Origin of the sequence: Anaerotignum sp. MSJ-24 (genome assembly GCF_018918145.1) — a bacterium.
GTDB lineage: Bacteria > Bacillota > Clostridia > Lachnospirales > Anaerotignaceae > Metalachnospira.
In genome coordinates, this window is record NZ_JAHLPX010000007.1 from 111836 (window position 1) to 126205 (window position 14370).

At 38.9% G+C, this 14370-nt stretch carries 16 protein-coding genes; 14 read left to right on the forward strand and 2 right to left on the reverse strand.

The annotated features are described in order from the left end of the window. Nucleotides 1-1125, forward strand: a complete 1125-nt coding sequence (locus KQI66_RS06790) for a 2-hydroxyacyl-CoA dehydratase subunit D (RefSeq protein WP_216427988.1) — start codon at nt 1-3, stop codon at nt 1123-1125. A gap of 121 nt (nt 1126-1246) precedes the next feature. After that, the gene (locus KQI66_RS06795) at nt 1247-2122 is read left to right on the forward strand and encodes a carbohydrate kinase family protein (protein WP_216427991.1); all 876 of its coding nucleotides are present in this window, start codon (nt 1247-1249) and stop codon (nt 2120-2122) included. A gap of 42 nt (nt 2123-2164) precedes the next feature. Here KQI66_RS06795 and KQI66_RS06800 read toward each other — a convergent pair whose 3' ends face one another. Next, nucleotides 2165-2578 carry an HIT family protein gene (locus tag KQI66_RS06800; RefSeq protein WP_216428747.1) on the reverse strand — a complete coding sequence of 138 codons (414 nt, stop codon included), beginning with the start codon at nt 2576-2578 and terminating at the stop codon, nt 2165-2167. Between the two features lie 195 nt (nt 2579-2773). Between KQI66_RS06800 and KQI66_RS06805 the strand changes: the two genes are divergently transcribed. Then, nucleotides 2774-3424, forward strand: a complete 651-nt coding sequence (locus KQI66_RS06805; RefSeq protein WP_216427993.1) for a sensor histidine kinase — start codon at nt 2774-2776, stop codon at nt 3422-3424. A 50-nt stretch (nt 3425-3474) separates the two neighbouring features. Here KQI66_RS06805 and KQI66_RS06810 read toward each other — a convergent pair whose 3' ends face one another. Continuing rightward, nucleotides 3475-3960 carry a ferritin family protein gene (locus tag KQI66_RS06810; protein WP_216427995.1) on the reverse strand — a complete coding sequence of 162 codons (486 nt, stop codon included), beginning with the start codon at nt 3958-3960 and terminating at the stop codon, nt 3475-3477. 139 nt (nt 3961-4099) lie between these two features. On the opposite strand from KQI66_RS06810, the gene KQI66_RS06815 reads away from it, so the two are divergent. The 11 genes from KQI66_RS06815 to KQI66_RS06865 all read left to right on the forward strand — a co-directional run bounded on the left by KQI66_RS06815 (nt 4100) and on the right by KQI66_RS06865 (nt 14214). Continuing rightward, on the forward strand, nt 4100-5164 hold the full coding sequence (locus tag KQI66_RS06815; RefSeq protein ID WP_216427997.1) for an undecaprenyldiphospho-muramoylpentapeptide beta-N-acetylglucosaminyltransferase: 1065 nt from the start codon (nt 4100-4102) through the stop codon (nt 5162-5164). A 19-nt stretch (nt 5165-5183) separates the two neighbouring features. Continuing rightward, nucleotides 5184-6050: a peptidylprolyl isomerase gene (locus KQI66_RS06820; RefSeq protein WP_305832492.1), complete on the forward strand. Its 867-nt coding sequence runs from the start codon at nt 5184-5186 to the stop codon at nt 6048-6050. Nucleotides 6051-6242: 192 nt separating this feature from the next. After that, complete coding sequence (locus KQI66_RS06825; RefSeq protein ID WP_216427998.1) at nt 6243-6671, forward strand: hypothetical protein; 429 nt, start codon at nt 6243-6245, stop codon at nt 6669-6671. 131 nt (nt 6672-6802) lie between these two features. Beyond that, nucleotides 6803-7306: an SEC-C metal-binding domain-containing protein gene (locus KQI66_RS06830; protein ID WP_216428001.1), complete on the forward strand. Its 504-nt coding sequence runs from the start codon at nt 6803-6805 to the stop codon at nt 7304-7306. A 1-nt stretch (nt 7307) separates the two neighbouring features. Beyond that, nucleotides 7308-8360 (forward strand): L-threonylcarbamoyladenylate synthase, encoded by a 1053-nt coding sequence (locus KQI66_RS06835; RefSeq protein ID WP_216428003.1) that lies wholly within the window; start codon nt 7308-7310, stop codon nt 8358-8360. An 18-nt stretch (nt 8361-8378) separates the two neighbouring features. After that, nucleotides 8379-8828, forward strand: a complete 450-nt coding sequence (locus tag KQI66_RS06840; protein WP_216428005.1) for a low molecular weight protein arginine phosphatase — start codon at nt 8379-8381, stop codon at nt 8826-8828. A 45-nt stretch (nt 8829-8873) separates the two neighbouring features. Further along, the gene (locus KQI66_RS06845; RefSeq protein ID WP_216428007.1) at nt 8874-9341 is read left to right on the forward strand and encodes an arsenate reductase/protein-tyrosine-phosphatase family protein; all 468 of its coding nucleotides are present in this window, start codon (nt 8874-8876) and stop codon (nt 9339-9341) included. A 1-nt stretch (nt 9342) separates the two neighbouring features. Next, nucleotides 9343-9771 (forward strand): ribose 5-phosphate isomerase B, encoded by a 429-nt coding sequence (rpiB, locus tag KQI66_RS06850; protein ID WP_216428009.1) that lies wholly within the window; start codon nt 9343-9345, stop codon nt 9769-9771. A 30-nt stretch (nt 9772-9801) separates the two neighbouring features. After that, complete coding sequence (upp, locus tag KQI66_RS06855; protein ID WP_216428011.1) at nt 9802-10431, forward strand: uracil phosphoribosyltransferase; 630 nt, start codon at nt 9802-9804, stop codon at nt 10429-10431. Between the two features lie 26 nt (nt 10432-10457). Next, nucleotides 10458-11540: an MraY family glycosyltransferase gene (locus tag KQI66_RS06860; RefSeq protein WP_253287705.1), complete on the forward strand. Its 1083-nt coding sequence runs from the start codon at nt 10458-10460 to the stop codon at nt 11538-11540. 358 nt (nt 11541-11898) lie between these two features. Then, complete coding sequence (locus tag KQI66_RS06865) at nt 11899-14214, forward strand: stalk domain-containing protein (protein ID WP_216428013.1); 2316 nt, start codon at nt 11899-11901, stop codon at nt 14212-14214. Nucleotides 14215-14370 lie beyond the last annotated feature (156 nt).

The following is a 14370-nucleotide window of genomic DNA, read 5'->3' on the forward strand; positions in this document are numbered from 1 at the left end:
ATGAGTAAAGTTGATACAATAATCAGTGAATTACAGGCAATCGCAAGCAATCCCAAAAAAGCAATGGATGATTATAAAGCAGAAACAGGTAAGGGTGCTGTAGGTATGGTTCCCGTTTACACACCTGATGAAATCGTTTACGCAGCTGGCCGTTTACCTATCGGCTGCTGGGGTGCTCAGGTAGAAGTTTCTAAAGCTCGTGCTTATCTTCCTGCATTCGCTTGCTCAATCATGCAGTCAATAATGGAACTTGAGTGCAATGGTACATATGATGATCTTGAAGCTGTTATCTTCTCAGCTCCTTGTGATACTCTTAAATGTATGGGACAGAAATGGAAAGGCAAATGCCCTTCAATCCAGTTCGTACATCCTCAGAACGTAGTTGTTGAAGGATCAACAAAATTCCTTGCAACAGAATATCAGATCGTTAGAGAAAAACTCGAAGGTATCTTCGGTGAAAAAATTACAGACGAAGCTATCGACAAAGCTATCGCTGTTTACAATGAGCATCGTGCAACTATGAGAGAGTTCTGCGAAGTAGCAGCTCAGTATCCTCAGGTTATCGATCCCATCAAACGTCATGCTGTAATCAAAGCTGGTTTCTTCATGGACAAAGCTAAACACACAGCAGCTGTTAAAGAGATTATCGCTGAATTAAAGGCTATGCCCGTTCAGCCTTGGGATGGCAAGAAAGTTATCCTTACAGGTATCTTAGCAGAGCCCAACGAACTCCTTCAGGTTCTTGTTGACAACAAACTTGCAGTTGTTGCTGATGACCTTGCACAGGAAAGCAGACAGTTCAGAGCAGACGTTCCTACAGAGGGCGGCGATGTTATGACAAGACTTGCTATGCAGTGGACAAAGAATATGTACGGATGTTCACTTCTTACAGACCGTGCAAAAGGCAGAACACAGATGCTTGTTGACATGGTTAAGAACACAGGTGCAGACGCAGTTATCGCTTGCATGATGAAGTTCTGTGATCCCGAAGAATTCGACTATCCTATCTACTTCAAGAAGTTCAATGAAGAAGGCATTAAGAGCCTTAAGATTGAAATTGAGCAGCAGGCTAACTCATTCGAGCAGGCAGCTACACGTGTTCAGGCTCTTGTTGAAACACTCTAATTTTAGTTTGAACGATTATACAAATCCCGGTGCTTGCACCGGGATTTTTTTGATTCTTTGGCTTGATTAATGTATACAGGAATATTATAATTAAGACAAAAAATGTATACAGGGGGACAATATGAAAAAGGTACTTGTAATAGGCTCAACGGTGGTAGATATAATAATAAGACTTAATGTACTTCCTACGACCGGAGTTGATATAAATTTAAGATGGCAGAAGATGTCGCTCGGTGGCTGTGCATTCAATGTTTCTCAGGCGATTGCATATTTCGATGTTCCTTATGTACTTTTTTCACCAATAGGAACGGGAATATATGCAGATTATGTAGCTAAAGAGCTTGCAAAAATAAATGTTCCGAGAGCAGAGCTTAATCCGGAAGAGCCTAACGGTTGTTGCTATTGCCTTGTTGAAGATGATGGAGAACGCTCTTTTATATGTGAGCATGGCGCTGAATACAGATATAAAAAAGAATGGTTTGATGAGCTTAATCCTGATGATTTTGATTGTGCATATATATGCGGCCTTGAAATGGAAGAAGAAACCGGTGATGTTGTAATCGACTTTTTAAGAAAAACCGGTATACCTGTTTATTTTGCTCCGGGACCGAGAATTAATGAAATTGACCGCCATAAAATGAATAGAATTTTCGCACTTAATCCTATACTTCATGTAAATAAAACGGAGGCTTTGTCTTTTACAGGAACTAATACACTTCGTGAGGCTGGCGAAGAACTTATGAAGCTTACAAACAACACAGTTGTGATAACTGATGGAGAAAAGGGAAGCTGTTGCTTATCTTATAAAGATAGAATATGGTATGAGGTTCCGGGATTTAAGGCTGAAGTAGTTGATACGATAGGAGCCGGAGATTCTCATATAGGCACATTTATAGCACAAAGACAGCTTGGAAAGGATATAGCGGAGTCGTTGACGGAAGCAAATAGAATTGCGTCGCTTATTGTGCAGAGCGAAGGCGCAAGACTCAATAAATAATATAAATGGCTTGTGAAAAATGATTTTCACAAGCCATTATTTTTACTGCATATTTAATTTTTTCTGAACCTCAGCTATCTGCTCGTCGGTAAGCTCAAGCTGTTCCCATTTAACTGAAACCTTATCATCTGTATATCTCGGAATTAAATGCAGATGGAAATGGTTTACTGTCTGTCCTGCAAGTTCACCGTTGTTCTGAACTATGTTGAGAGCCTCGATATTAAGCGTTTCCTTTATGTGCTTGGCAACCTTTACTGCAAGTTTGAAAAGTCTGCCGGCTGTTTCTTCGTCAATTTCAAATATGTTGGCATAATGCTTTTTGGGAAGAATAAGCGCATGTCCTATGTTTCCGGGAAATCTGTCAAGTATTACCTTAAATTCGTCATTTTCATAAATTGTTGCTGAAGGAATTTCTCCGTTGATTATTTTGCAAAAAATACAGTTATCCAAATTTATCACCCTCACATTAGTTTTATAGAATAATTTTATTCTGACTCTATTATAACATATAAAGTCGGATTTGTTTTTAATATTTACATAAATATAATGTCTTTTTTAGTCGGAAAATGCGTACGTTAATTAAAATATGCATTTGAAAATAATGGTAAATATGTTAGAATATTTACAACAACTAAAAAGGAGAGAATATTTATGACCGAAAATTTTGATAAAAATAAAGGCGAGGCTATGGCATTTTTTGCCCATGAAATAAAAAATCCGCTTGCTGTTATAAAAGCAAATGTACAGCTTATTGAGCTTGATGATGACGGAAGAAACAAAAAGAGTTTTCAGGCAATATATTATGAAATAGAAAATATAAATTTGCTTATAAATGAAGCAATGAAAAAAGCCGAAAATACGATTATTGAAAAAACAAGCTTTAGTATTATTGATGTTGTCAGAAAGGTCTTTGATAAGTACTCAAGAATTTATGAACGGGAATTTGTTATAGACAATGAATGTAAATATGCGGTTATAAGCGGAAAAGAAAATCTGATAGAAAGCGTATTTGAAAATATCGTTAAAAATGCTGTTGAGGCAACGGAGGCAAATGACGAAATAAAAGCCGAAATACATAAAAGATATAATAAAATTGCGGTTACTATAAGCGATACGGGAAAAGGAATATCTGACGGCGATATAGAAAGAGCCGGAGAGCTGTTTTATTCCACTAAAAAAGGCGGCAGCGGAGTAGGTTTGTTTATGTGCAAAAGAATAATCGACCAGAACGGCGGCAGAATAAAAATAGGCAAAAATAAACCTAAGGGAACTAAGGTGACTGTTGAACTGAACATAAAATAATATAAGCGGAAATATACTTATCGGACAGAATATCTCCGCTTATGAAAAAATCAGTGTGAGTTTTTGTGTATAAGATAATTAAGAATATCAGCGTGTGACTGTTCATCGGTTATTATTTCGAACAGCATATCACGAATAGCATTGTCCTCAAAGGCAGACATTATATCTCGATACATTTCTACGGACTCCAGCTCATCAAACAGACGGTTTACAAGAACGGCCGGTATATCGGAAAAATCCGTTTCTGTTTCAACTACGGATATTGTCGGCTGTTCGCCGGTCAGTGCGGTATATATTTCCTCGAAAATACGCTTGTGCTTGTATTCGTCAAGGGACATGGATTTGACTATTTCGCCGTCAACAGAATCGGGCATTGCCTCCGATAATGCCTGATAATACATAAAATCTCGATTTTCGTCATTGATTGCATCATTGAGCATTGCCTGCAAGGTCTGCTCGTCGGCAGAGATTGTCAGCCTGGCTGTGTTTAATTTGGGTATTGGTTTGGAATTGTTTTTTATATTGTAGGGATACATTTAATCACTCCTTTTTAAAACTATATGCTGAGGGGCTGTAAAAGTGACAATTTTCATAAAATTTTATTTATGTATGGAATTGAATGGCTTTTTCTGATATTATAAATGAATTGGATTACAGTAACGGAGTGGATATAAAGTGAAAAAAATAGTTTTAACCGGCGGCGGTACAGCCGGACACGTAACACCAAACATAGCGCTTATTCCGGAGCTTCAGAAGGAAGGCTGGGAAATAAGCTACATAGGTACTGAAAAGGGAATAGAAAGAGAGCTTATTGAGCGTGAGAAAATACCTTATTATGCAGTAAGAAGCGGAAAGCTCAGAAGATACCTTTCAAAAGAAAATTTAAAGGATATGTTCAGAGTTCTCGGTGGTATATCGGACGCAAAAAAGGTTCTGAAAAAGCTTAAGCCGGACGTAATATTTTCAAAGGGCGGTTTTGTTGCCGTTCCTGTTGTAATTGCCGGAAGCAAGCTTGGTATACCTGTTGTTATACATGAATCGGATATAACACCCGGTCTTGCCAATAAAATAGCTATGCCTCATGCAAAAACCGTATGTACAACTTTCCCTGAAACGCTTAAATACATAAAGGGTGGTAAGGGCGTAAATACAGGTTCACCTATACGCAAGGAACTTTTTAACAGCAGTAAGGAAAAAGGTCTTGAAATATGCGGATTCAGTGCAGATAAACCGGTTATATTATCAATGGGCGGAAGCCTTGGTGCGGTAAAAATCAATAATGCACTCAGAAAAGCACTTCCTTCATTGCTTAAGGATTTCCAGATAATCCATTTATGCGGAAAAGGCAATGCTGATGAAAGTCTTATGAATACGCAGGGCTATAAGCAGTTTGAATATGTAAATGAAGAGCTTAAGGATTTGTTTGCAGCGGCAGATGTAATTATTTCACGTTCCGGAAGCAACTCTATTTCCGAATTTCTTGCACTTAAGAAACCAAGCCTTCTTATACCTCTTTCGGCAAACGCAAGCCGAGGTGACCAGATATTGAATGCCGAGTCATTTGAAAGACAGGGCTTTTCAAAGGTTCTTCAGGAGGAAAACATAGATAGGCTTGAGGAAGAAGTAAGAGATTTGTATAACAACAGACAGAAATATATCGATGCTATGGAAAAAAGCAGTGCATCAAACGGCGTTGATATGATAATAAACGAAATAAATAAGGCTGCAAACATAAAGTAATTTGAAAGGAAATATTGCTATGAAAAAGAATGTAATAATGATGTCGGTGGCTATGGCGTTATGTGCGGCAATGGCATTGAGCGGCTGCTCAAAGGACACAACGGCATCGGACAACACAGAAAACACAGAAAACACCGATAATACAGACAATACGGAGGACAACGGAGATATGAGCCAGAGCGAAGCAGAATACCAGGCATACCTTGATAACCTTGCAACACAGGGAACAGAGATAACACAGCTTGATATGCCCGAAAAGGGAGAAGAGATAGCTGTAATCCATACAAATATGGGAGACATTAAGGTTAAGTTTTTTGAAAAAGAGGCACCTAAGGCTGTTGAAAACTTCAAAACACATGCAAAGGACGGCTATTATGATGGTATTATCTTCCACAGAGTTATAAATAACTTTATGATTCAGGGCGGTGATCCTACGGGAACAGGTTCAGGCGGAGAAAGCATTTACGGCGGAGCTTTTGAGGATGAATTTTCACCTAACCTCTATAATTTCAGAGGTGCATTATCGATGGCAAACAGCGGAATGAACACAAACGGAAGCCAGTTCTTTATCGTACAGTGCCCTACCGTACAGGAAGGATATTTTGATTATATTGATCAGGTAGTTGAAAAATACGGTGCTGATAAGGTGCTTTATAACAGCCAGTCAGGCACAATGGTAAAGGTAAATTACTCAGAAGAAGCAAGACAGCTTTATAATGAAAACGGCGGAACACCTCATCTTGACTATGTTCATACAGTATTTGGACAGGTATTTGACGGAATGGATGTTGTTGATGCTATTGCCGGTGTTGCAACAGACAGCAACGATAAGCCTCTTGAAGATGTGGTTATTGAATCTATATCATTCGAAAACTACGAAGGTTAATTAAATATAAACAATAAAATCCTCTGAAGAACATTGAAATTTGTTATTCTTTTCGGAGGATTTAGTTTTATTAGAGAAATTTAAGAAAAAATTAATGATATGTTCAATATTCAGACAAATAAATATGATAATATGCAATTATAAGGTGATTGATACTAATGGATTGCGGAAATATTGAACAGGAGGATTTTAATGGTCAGAGATTATGACTCTTCTGCACCCATAGGCACAGAAAGAGTGCTTGTGTGCATTACGGCACAGAGCAATTCCGAAAGACTTATAGATGCGGCAGCAAAAATTGCAGATGAAGAAAACGCAGAATTTCATATATTAAATGTAAATAAAGGAACGAGTATATTCAATAATGCCGAAACACCACAGCTGCTTGAAAAGCTTTTTGAATACGGAAGCCGTAAGGGAGGAATGGTGCATATGAAATGCAGTGAAAATGTTCCGGAGTCAATCGGCAGCTTTATAAAGGAATATAAAATTACGTCAATAGTTCTCGGCGAACCTCCGGCAGAAGCGGAAAAAATACCCGGACAGTCCGAATTCGGCGGCATAAAGAAAATATTGGATTCAAGCGGTGCAAAGATAAGAATAGTTGAACGTGAAAATTAAACAGATGAAAAATCAGGCAAGGTCATTAATTTGGTCTTGCCCTTGACTATTTTACATATTTGTGTTGTAATTAAGGGAAAAATGTATTATGATTTTAAATGAAAAATTTTGATTACAAGGAGAGAATATAAATGAGCTTATATGAAAGCTGGATGAAAAAAGCATTTACTCAGAAAGGACAGAGCGTTGACGCCGTATGGGACGAATACCTTCCTCTTGAGCAGAAAATATATGAATACATTCTTTCGGAAAAGATTCAGGACATGGACTGCAAAATTTCCGATATTGCAAAGAAATTCAATATGTCCGATGAACAGGCTGTTGCTTTCGTTGACGGTATCAACGATATACTTCCCGAACCTTACGATGTAAACACACTTGAGGCTGACACAGAGGTTAAGCTTCATATCGAATTTGATAAGCTTTACAAGAAGATGGTTGAATACAGAGCAGAGCATCTTTATTCACTTCCTCAGTGGAACGGAATTTTCACTCCCGATGAGCAGAAAATCCTCTTCAAGGAGCAGAAGAACGCAAAGACAGTTATAAACAAAGGACCTAAAATCGGCAGAAACGATCCTTGTCCTTGCGGAAGCGGCAAAAAATATAAAAAATGCTGCGGAGCTAACTTATAAGATGATAACAAAGCTTGTTAAGGTGGATGCCGAAAGACCTGATTTAAACGTGCTTAGAGAAGCTGCCGATATACTGAGAAACGGAGGACTTGTGGCATTTCCGACAGAGACCGTATACGGACTTGGCGCAAACGGTCTTGATGCTGAGGCATGCAAAAAAATATACGAGGCTAAGGGCAGACCGAGCGATAATCCGCTTATATTGACAATCGGTGATTTAAACGGATTATATCCTATCGTAAACAAGGTTACGGAGAATGCCGAAAAGATAATAAAGGCTTTCTGGCCTGGACCTATTACTTTGGTTCTTCCCAAAGCGGATTGTGTACCCGATACCGTTACTGGCGGTCTGGACACTGTGGCAATAAGATTTCCTTCTCATGCGGTTGCAAGAGAGCTTATTAAGCTTGCCGGAATACCGGTTGCGGCTCCAAGTGCAAATTCATCGGGAAAACCGAGCCCGACAAGAGCTTCGCATGTTGAATTTGACCTTAACGGCAAGATAGATATGATTATTGACGGCGGTCCGGCTGAATGGGGACTTGAATCGACCATACTTGATGTATCGGAGGACAAGCCTGTTCTTCTTCGTCCCGGTGCTGTAACAAAAGAAATGATAGAAGGGGTTGTAGGCGAAATAGATGTTGATCCGGCGGTTTATATGAAGCCTTCGGCAGACATTGTGCCTAAAGCTCCCGGAATGAAGTATAAGCATTATTCGCCCAGTGCAAGCGTTATACTTGTTTCAGGAAGCAGAGATAATGTTATAAAGAAAATAAACGAAAAGACAGAGGAAGATTTAAAGAAAGGTCTTTCTGTCGGAATTATGGCAACGGAACAGACAAAGGACTGCTATAAGGCAGGAAAAATTCTTGTTGTCGGTGACAGAGAAAAGCCGGAAACAATCGGTGCGAATCTGTTCAAAATATTACGTAAATTTGATTATATAGGTGCTGACGTTGTTTACTCCGAGGTCTTTGATGAGGACGGAGAAGGAGCGGCAATAATGAATCGTCTTAATAAGGCGGCGGCATTTAACTATATAAGATGCTGAAACGGTGGTGCGCAGAGTATGAAAGTGATTTTTGTGTGTACCGGAAATACATGCCGCAGTCCTATGGCTAAGGTATTTGCGGATGTTATATTTAAAAACGCCGGACTTGATATTGAAACCGAAAGCAGAGGCATTTATGCGTCTGAAGGTCAGCCTGCAAGTGATTATGCAAAGCTTGCCGTAAGAAATTACGGACTTAGCCTTGACGACCATTTATCCAAGCAGATTACGCAGAAGGATATTGATGAAGCGGACTATATATTCACAATGACGGCTGAACATAAAAAGATGCTTGAAAATATCTGCCCGTCGGAAAAGCTTTATACACTTAAGGGCTTTGCTTCGGGAACGGACGGAAATATTTCAGATCCTTTTGGTCAGAGTCCTGCGGTATATCTTGAATGTGCAGAGGAAATTATAGATTGTATAGGTAAAATAGCTGATAGGCTTAAAGGCGAACAGCATTGACCTATTCGTTGCAGACGGTGTTTCCGTCGGATAAGGAGCAGCAGAATGAAATTTTTGTTTGTTGATGATGAAAACGCGTACGAAGGAAAAATTGCAGAGAAAATTGCCTTCGATGTAATGGAAGATTCCGGTTTTGATGTTCAGACATCAAGCAGAGGATTAAGAGTTCCGGCAGGAAAAAAGATGGGCAATTCAACACTTGTTATTCTTACGACAGTTGATTTGGAGCCCAGTGAGGAAGATCTTGAAGCAAGAATGCTTACACAGCAGGATATTGACGATGCCGATGTTGTTATGACAATGACTGCAGAACAGAAGAATTTCCTCAAGCCTATGTGTCCTCCTGAAAAGCTCTATACTCTTTTTGAGTATACACTCGGCGTTGAGGACGATCTTAAAAGCCCTAAGGGATACCCTATGGACGCATACAGAAAATGCTTATGTGGAATAGGCGAAGCATTCGGAACACTTCTTGAAAGATGGCAGAATGAGCAGAAGGAGGAAAATAAATAATATGATAGCTATTGGTTGCGATCACGGCGGTTATTATCTTAAACAGGATATTATTGATTTTCTTGAAAAAAATGGATACGAATATAAGGATTACGGAACATACAGCGATGAAAGCTGTGACTATCCTGTATACGCAAAAAAGGTTGCACATGCTGTTGCTGACGGAGAATGCGAAAAAGGTATCTTAATCTGCGGAACAGGCATTGGCGTATGTATTACCGCAAATAAGGTTAAGGGCATTCGTGCCGCTCTTGTGCATGACTGCTTCTCTGCAAAAGCAACAAGAGAGCATAATGATGCAAATATCGTAACAATGGGAGCAAGAGTAATCGGCCCCGGTCTTGCAACGGAAATAGTCCGTATTTTCCTTGAAACACCTTTCTCTAATGAAGAAAGACATATCAGAAGAATTAAACAGATAGAAGAATAATATACAGGCAGAATTAAAGGGAGAACAATAATGAGTGAATTTTTTGTATCAAACCATCCTCTTATCCAGAATAAGATGGCACTTTTAAGAAATAAAGAAACAGGAACAAAGGAATTTAAGGAAATCATTTCCGAGGTTGCAATGCTTCTCTGCTACGAAGCAACAAGAAACATTGAGCTTGTACCCTCTAAGGTTCAGACACCTATTGCCGAAACCGAGGTTAATGTAATAGAGAAGAAATTTGCAGTAGTACCTATACTTCGTGCAGGCGTTGGTATGCTTGACGGACTTCTTGCACTTATGCCGACAGCAAAGGTTGGTTTTATCGGTCTTTATCGTGATCCCGAAACACTTAAGCCTGTGGAGTATTATTGCAAACTTCCCAAGGATGTTGCCGATATGGAGGTATTTGTTACAGACCCTATGCTTGCAACAGGCGGCACAGCCATTGCGGGTATAAACTTCATTAAGGAAAGAGGAGCTAAGAAAATTACTTTCCTTTGCATTCTTGCGGCTCCCGAAGGCGTTAAGGCTCTTAAAGAGGCACATCCTGATGTAGATATTTATGCGGCTGCATATGACAGTAACGGCCTTAATGACCACGGATATATTGTTCCCGGTCTTGGCGATGCAGGTGACAGAATATTCGGAACAAAATAATTTTGTTCTGAAGTAAGGAGAAACAAATGATAGTTCATAATTGGCTTTTATATATTGCCGCATTTGCTTGTGCGTTTGCTATTTCGCTGGTAGCTACGCCGTTTGCTAAATGGGTTTCTATCAAAGCAAAGGCTATTGATTATCCCAAAGCAAGAGGTATGCACACAAAGCCTATGCCGAGAATGGGCGGTATAGCAATAGTGCTCGGCTTTATGGTTACGGTGCTTATATTATATAGATTTGTCAATGACATAAATATAGACCATTTTATAGGCTTTATTCTTGGCGCCTGCATTATCGTTGTTGTCGGAATGGTTGACGATGTTAAAAATCTTCCGCCTAAGGTTAAGCTTATATTCCAGATAATTGCGGCTATTATAGTAATTAAGTCCGGTATAAAAATAAATGTTGTTTTATGGCCTGTTACAGCTTATTTACAGAAGATAAGCGGCCCTATAACACTCATATGGATTATTGGCGTAACTAATGCGGTTAACCTTATTGACGGTCTTGATGGACTTGCCGCAGGTGTTTCGTCCATAGCATCATTATGCCTTATGATACTCTGTATTCTTACCGGCTCGGAAACAGCCGTAATGTATACAGCGGCACTTGCCGGAAGCTGTCTTGGATTTTTGCCGAGGAACTTCAATCCGGCTGAAATATTCATGGGCGATACAGGCTCAACTTTCTTGGGCTATATACTTGCCGTAACAAGTATAATGGGCGTTTTCAAGGGCTATGCAATACTTGCACTTGTTGTTTGTATGCTTTCGCTTGGACTTCCTATATTTGACACATTGTGTGCCATGCTTAGAAGGAAAATAAGCCATAAGCCTATTATGCAGGCAGACAGAGGACACCTTCATCATAAGCTTATTGATAAGGGCTATACACAGAAACAGGCAGTTCTTATTCTTTACGGAATAAGCCTTGTTTGTGGTGTGCTTGCTATATTCATTGCATTTAAGGATTCAAGAACACTTGCAGTTGTTGTTTTTACAATAGTGCTTTTGAGCTTTGCTGTGTTTATATTCAACAATAAAAATAAGGTTAAGGCACAGGAAAAAGCCGAAGCTGAAGAAAAAACAGAAAAAGAAAATAAGTGATTTACAAATCATTTGCCGATTTTCCCGATACATTGTATCGGGATTTTTTTGTGTATCAAATTGGTTGTTTGCCGATCAGGGAAAATGTCAAACCGATATGCTCGCATATCGGTGAAAAATGCAAGGCTGTGGATAAAGGTATAAATGTCAATGTTACAGTTATGTTACAAAATGCCCAAAACCCTTGACATTTTCCGGGGGGGTAAAATGAACATATACTAATTGATAGATATGTGCATGTTGTACATTGTGCATAACCGTTTACCCGACAAAACGGCGGAAAACAAGGTGCTTTATGAATGTATCGGTCAATTTGTATAAGCCAATACGTACATTTAAAATTAAAGGAGGAAAAAAGATGAAAAGAAAATTGGCATTACTTATTGCCGCTGTTATGACAGTAGCAATGGTACCCGCAACAGCTTTCGCATCAACAAAGCTTACAGCAGTTGACGAAATCACAGTAGGTACAGATAAAGAGTTTACATCAAGAGTTGAGCTTTCAAAGAGCAACGATCAGGTAGATATTGATGAAACAAAATATCCTGAATTTGATGTATATGCAACACTTACAAATGGTAAGTTTGCAAAAGATGGCGATAACTATAAGATGGACACTTACGATAACAGTGATTTCTTAAAGGACACAGTAGGTGTTAAAGCTGTTGAAGTTATGAGCGACACAAAGGCTAAGATTACTCTTGATACAAAAGTATTTAACGGTAATGTAGAAAAAATAAATGCTTGTGTACTTCCTATGATAGTTAAGGCTGGCGAAGTTGGCGATGTAGTTGTTACATTCACAAGCAACGTAACAGCATTCAAGAAGGCTTCAGAAGTAATCGCAAACGTACAGACAGGTAAGGTTGCAATCGAAACAGACGGCGTTAAGACTTATGTTGAAGATGAAACAGATGACGATAAGGAACTTAAGGAAATTACAATTAAGGAACTTACACCCGACGTACTTGAGGGCGGTAAAATCAAACTTAAACTCAGCGGAAACTGGAAATTCACATATGAAGATGAAGATGGATACGGAGCTGACCCTGTAGTTAAGGCCCTCAATGAAGATGTTACAGGAAAAATTAATACATACGAATCAGACGAAGATGAAATGGTAATTGATTTTATCGGAAGATATGAAGATAATATGCTTACAGATATAACAATTTCTAACGTTTTTGTTCAGCCTACAAAGAAATGCAAAGCCGGAGATGTTGCTACAATCACAGTTTCATCAATGGCTTCACCTAAGGAATTCTCAAACGTTAAGCTTGAGGTTGCTAAGATGGTTAAGGAAGCTGTAACATATTCAGTTGAAGATAAAGATCTTCCTGTAATCTGGTCAGGTGCTTACAACGATGATGAGAACACACTTAAGGTATCAGTTGAAGAAAATACAGGCGATATTCTTAACACATCAAGAAAAGCTACATTCACATTCCCCGAAGGAATTGAAGTAGTTGATATTGCAAATGTTGCAGACTTAAAGGTAAACAAAACTGGTGAAGATGCATTCAAATATAAAATTGACCAGAATGTCGTTACAATCTGGAACTATGCTAAACCCGGTGAGGAATCATCAGCTAAGACAGATCTTGGTATTAAATTCATTCTTAATGCAGCACCTACATTCTCAGGTGATGTAAACGTTACACTCGGCGGAGAGTTTGATGACGTAACACTTAAGGTTGCAACAGTTAAAGCTCCTTATACAGTATCAGCTAAGACAAGCGAAGTACTTATCGACTACAGATATGTACCTGTAAACGATATCGTTATTACAGAGGCTGAAGAAGGCATACTTAAAGAAGACGATGTAGTTGCACTCAAAGTAGAAAAGATGGACTTCGAAGATGCTGGTAAAGTAGAAGTTACAGAAGGTGATATTGATGTTGATGTTGAAGTCAATGATGAAAGAAAAATTTTCGATAACGGAAACGCAGCTATCCTTACAGTAACTGTTAAAGATGAATCAACAGAGGCTTCAACAATCGTTATCAGCGGTCTTGAACTTTACCTTGACAGAACTCTCCCTGTAGGTGGATATGCACTTGAAAATGTTTCAGGTAAATTAACAGCGCATGATAATTATGATGATTATGAATATGTACTTCCTATAAATATTCTTTGGGAAAACTCAACTTTAGATAAAGAACTTTATGATGCTGCAACAGGCGACCTTTATCATGGAGAACAGATTCCTCTTGGTTTCTTCAAGTACAAAGCAGTAACAGTAAACGACAGCTATGTTGACGTTATCACATCAGCTCGTGACCAGGATGACTCTACAACAAACAAGAAGATCATCATCACAGTTGGCGCTTCAACAATGGCAGTAGGTACAGAAACAGTTAACCTTGACGCTCCTGCATACATCAACAGCGAAAACTACACAATGCTTCCCGTAAGAGCAATCTCAGAAGCATTTGGTGCAACAGTTAACTGGGATGCAGCATCAAGAACAGTAACAGTACTCAGCGGACAGAGAATCATTTCTATGACAATCGGTTCAAGAACAATGTACATCAACGGTACACCTGTTGCTATGAACACAACAGCAGCTATCGTAAACGACAGAACATTTATCCCTGTAAGAGATCTTGCTAACTCACTTGGTATCAGTGCAATCAACTGGACAGAAGCTTCTGGTACAGTTACACTTAACTAATCGTTCTGTACAAATTAATTTAAGGTAATTAAAATTAAAGCCAATTTTAATTATATGGGACCGAGGTCTCCGGGAAACCGGAGGCCTCATTTTTTGCAAATTTTAAAGAACAAATATTCGTGTTCGCCTATTTTTTTTAAAACATATGTGGTATAA

Excerpts from the sequence above, each read along its gene's own strand:
- KQI66_RS06790 (WP_216427988.1), top strand. The coding sequence starts at position 1 with ATGAGTAAAGTTGATACAATAATCAGTGAATTACAGGCAATCGCAAGC.
- KQI66_RS06795 (WP_216427991.1), top strand. The coding sequence starts at position 1,247 with ATGAAAAAGGTACTTGTAATAGGCTCAACGGTGGTAGATATAATAATA.
- KQI66_RS06805 (WP_216427993.1), top strand. The coding sequence starts at position 2,774 with ATGACCGAAAATTTTGATAAAAATAAAGGCGAGGCTATGGCATTTTTT.
- KQI66_RS06810 (WP_216427995.1), bottom strand. The coding sequence starts at position 3,960 with ATGTATCCCTACAATATAAAAAACAATTCCAAACCAATACCCAAATTA.
- KQI66_RS06820 (WP_305832492.1), top strand. The coding sequence starts at position 5,184 with ATGAAAAAGAATGTAATAATGATGTCGGTGGCTATGGCGTTATGTGCG.
- KQI66_RS06825 (WP_216427998.1), top strand. The coding sequence starts at position 6,243 with ATGGTCAGAGATTATGACTCTTCTGCACCCATAGGCACAGAAAGAGTG.
- KQI66_RS06830 (WP_216428001.1), top strand. The coding sequence starts at position 6,803 with ATGAGCTTATATGAAAGCTGGATGAAAAAAGCATTTACTCAGAAAGGA.
- KQI66_RS06835 (WP_216428003.1), top strand. The coding sequence starts at position 7,308 with ATGATAACAAAGCTTGTTAAGGTGGATGCCGAAAGACCTGATTTAAAC.
- KQI66_RS06840 (WP_216428005.1), top strand. The coding sequence starts at position 8,379 with ATGAAAGTGATTTTTGTGTGTACCGGAAATACATGCCGCAGTCCTATG.
- KQI66_RS06845 (WP_216428007.1), top strand. The coding sequence starts at position 8,874 with ATGAAATTTTTGTTTGTTGATGATGAAAACGCGTACGAAGGAAAAATT.
- rpiB (WP_216428009.1), top strand. The coding sequence starts at position 9,343 with ATGATAGCTATTGGTTGCGATCACGGCGGTTATTATCTTAAACAGGAT.
- upp (WP_216428011.1), top strand. The coding sequence starts at position 9,802 with ATGAGTGAATTTTTTGTATCAAACCATCCTCTTATCCAGAATAAGATG.
- KQI66_RS06860 (WP_253287705.1), top strand. The coding sequence starts at position 10,458 with ATGATAGTTCATAATTGGCTTTTATATATTGCCGCATTTGCTTGTGCG.
- KQI66_RS06865 (WP_216428013.1), top strand. The coding sequence starts at position 11,899 with ATGAAAAGAAAATTGGCATTACTTATTGCCGCTGTTATGACAGTAGCA.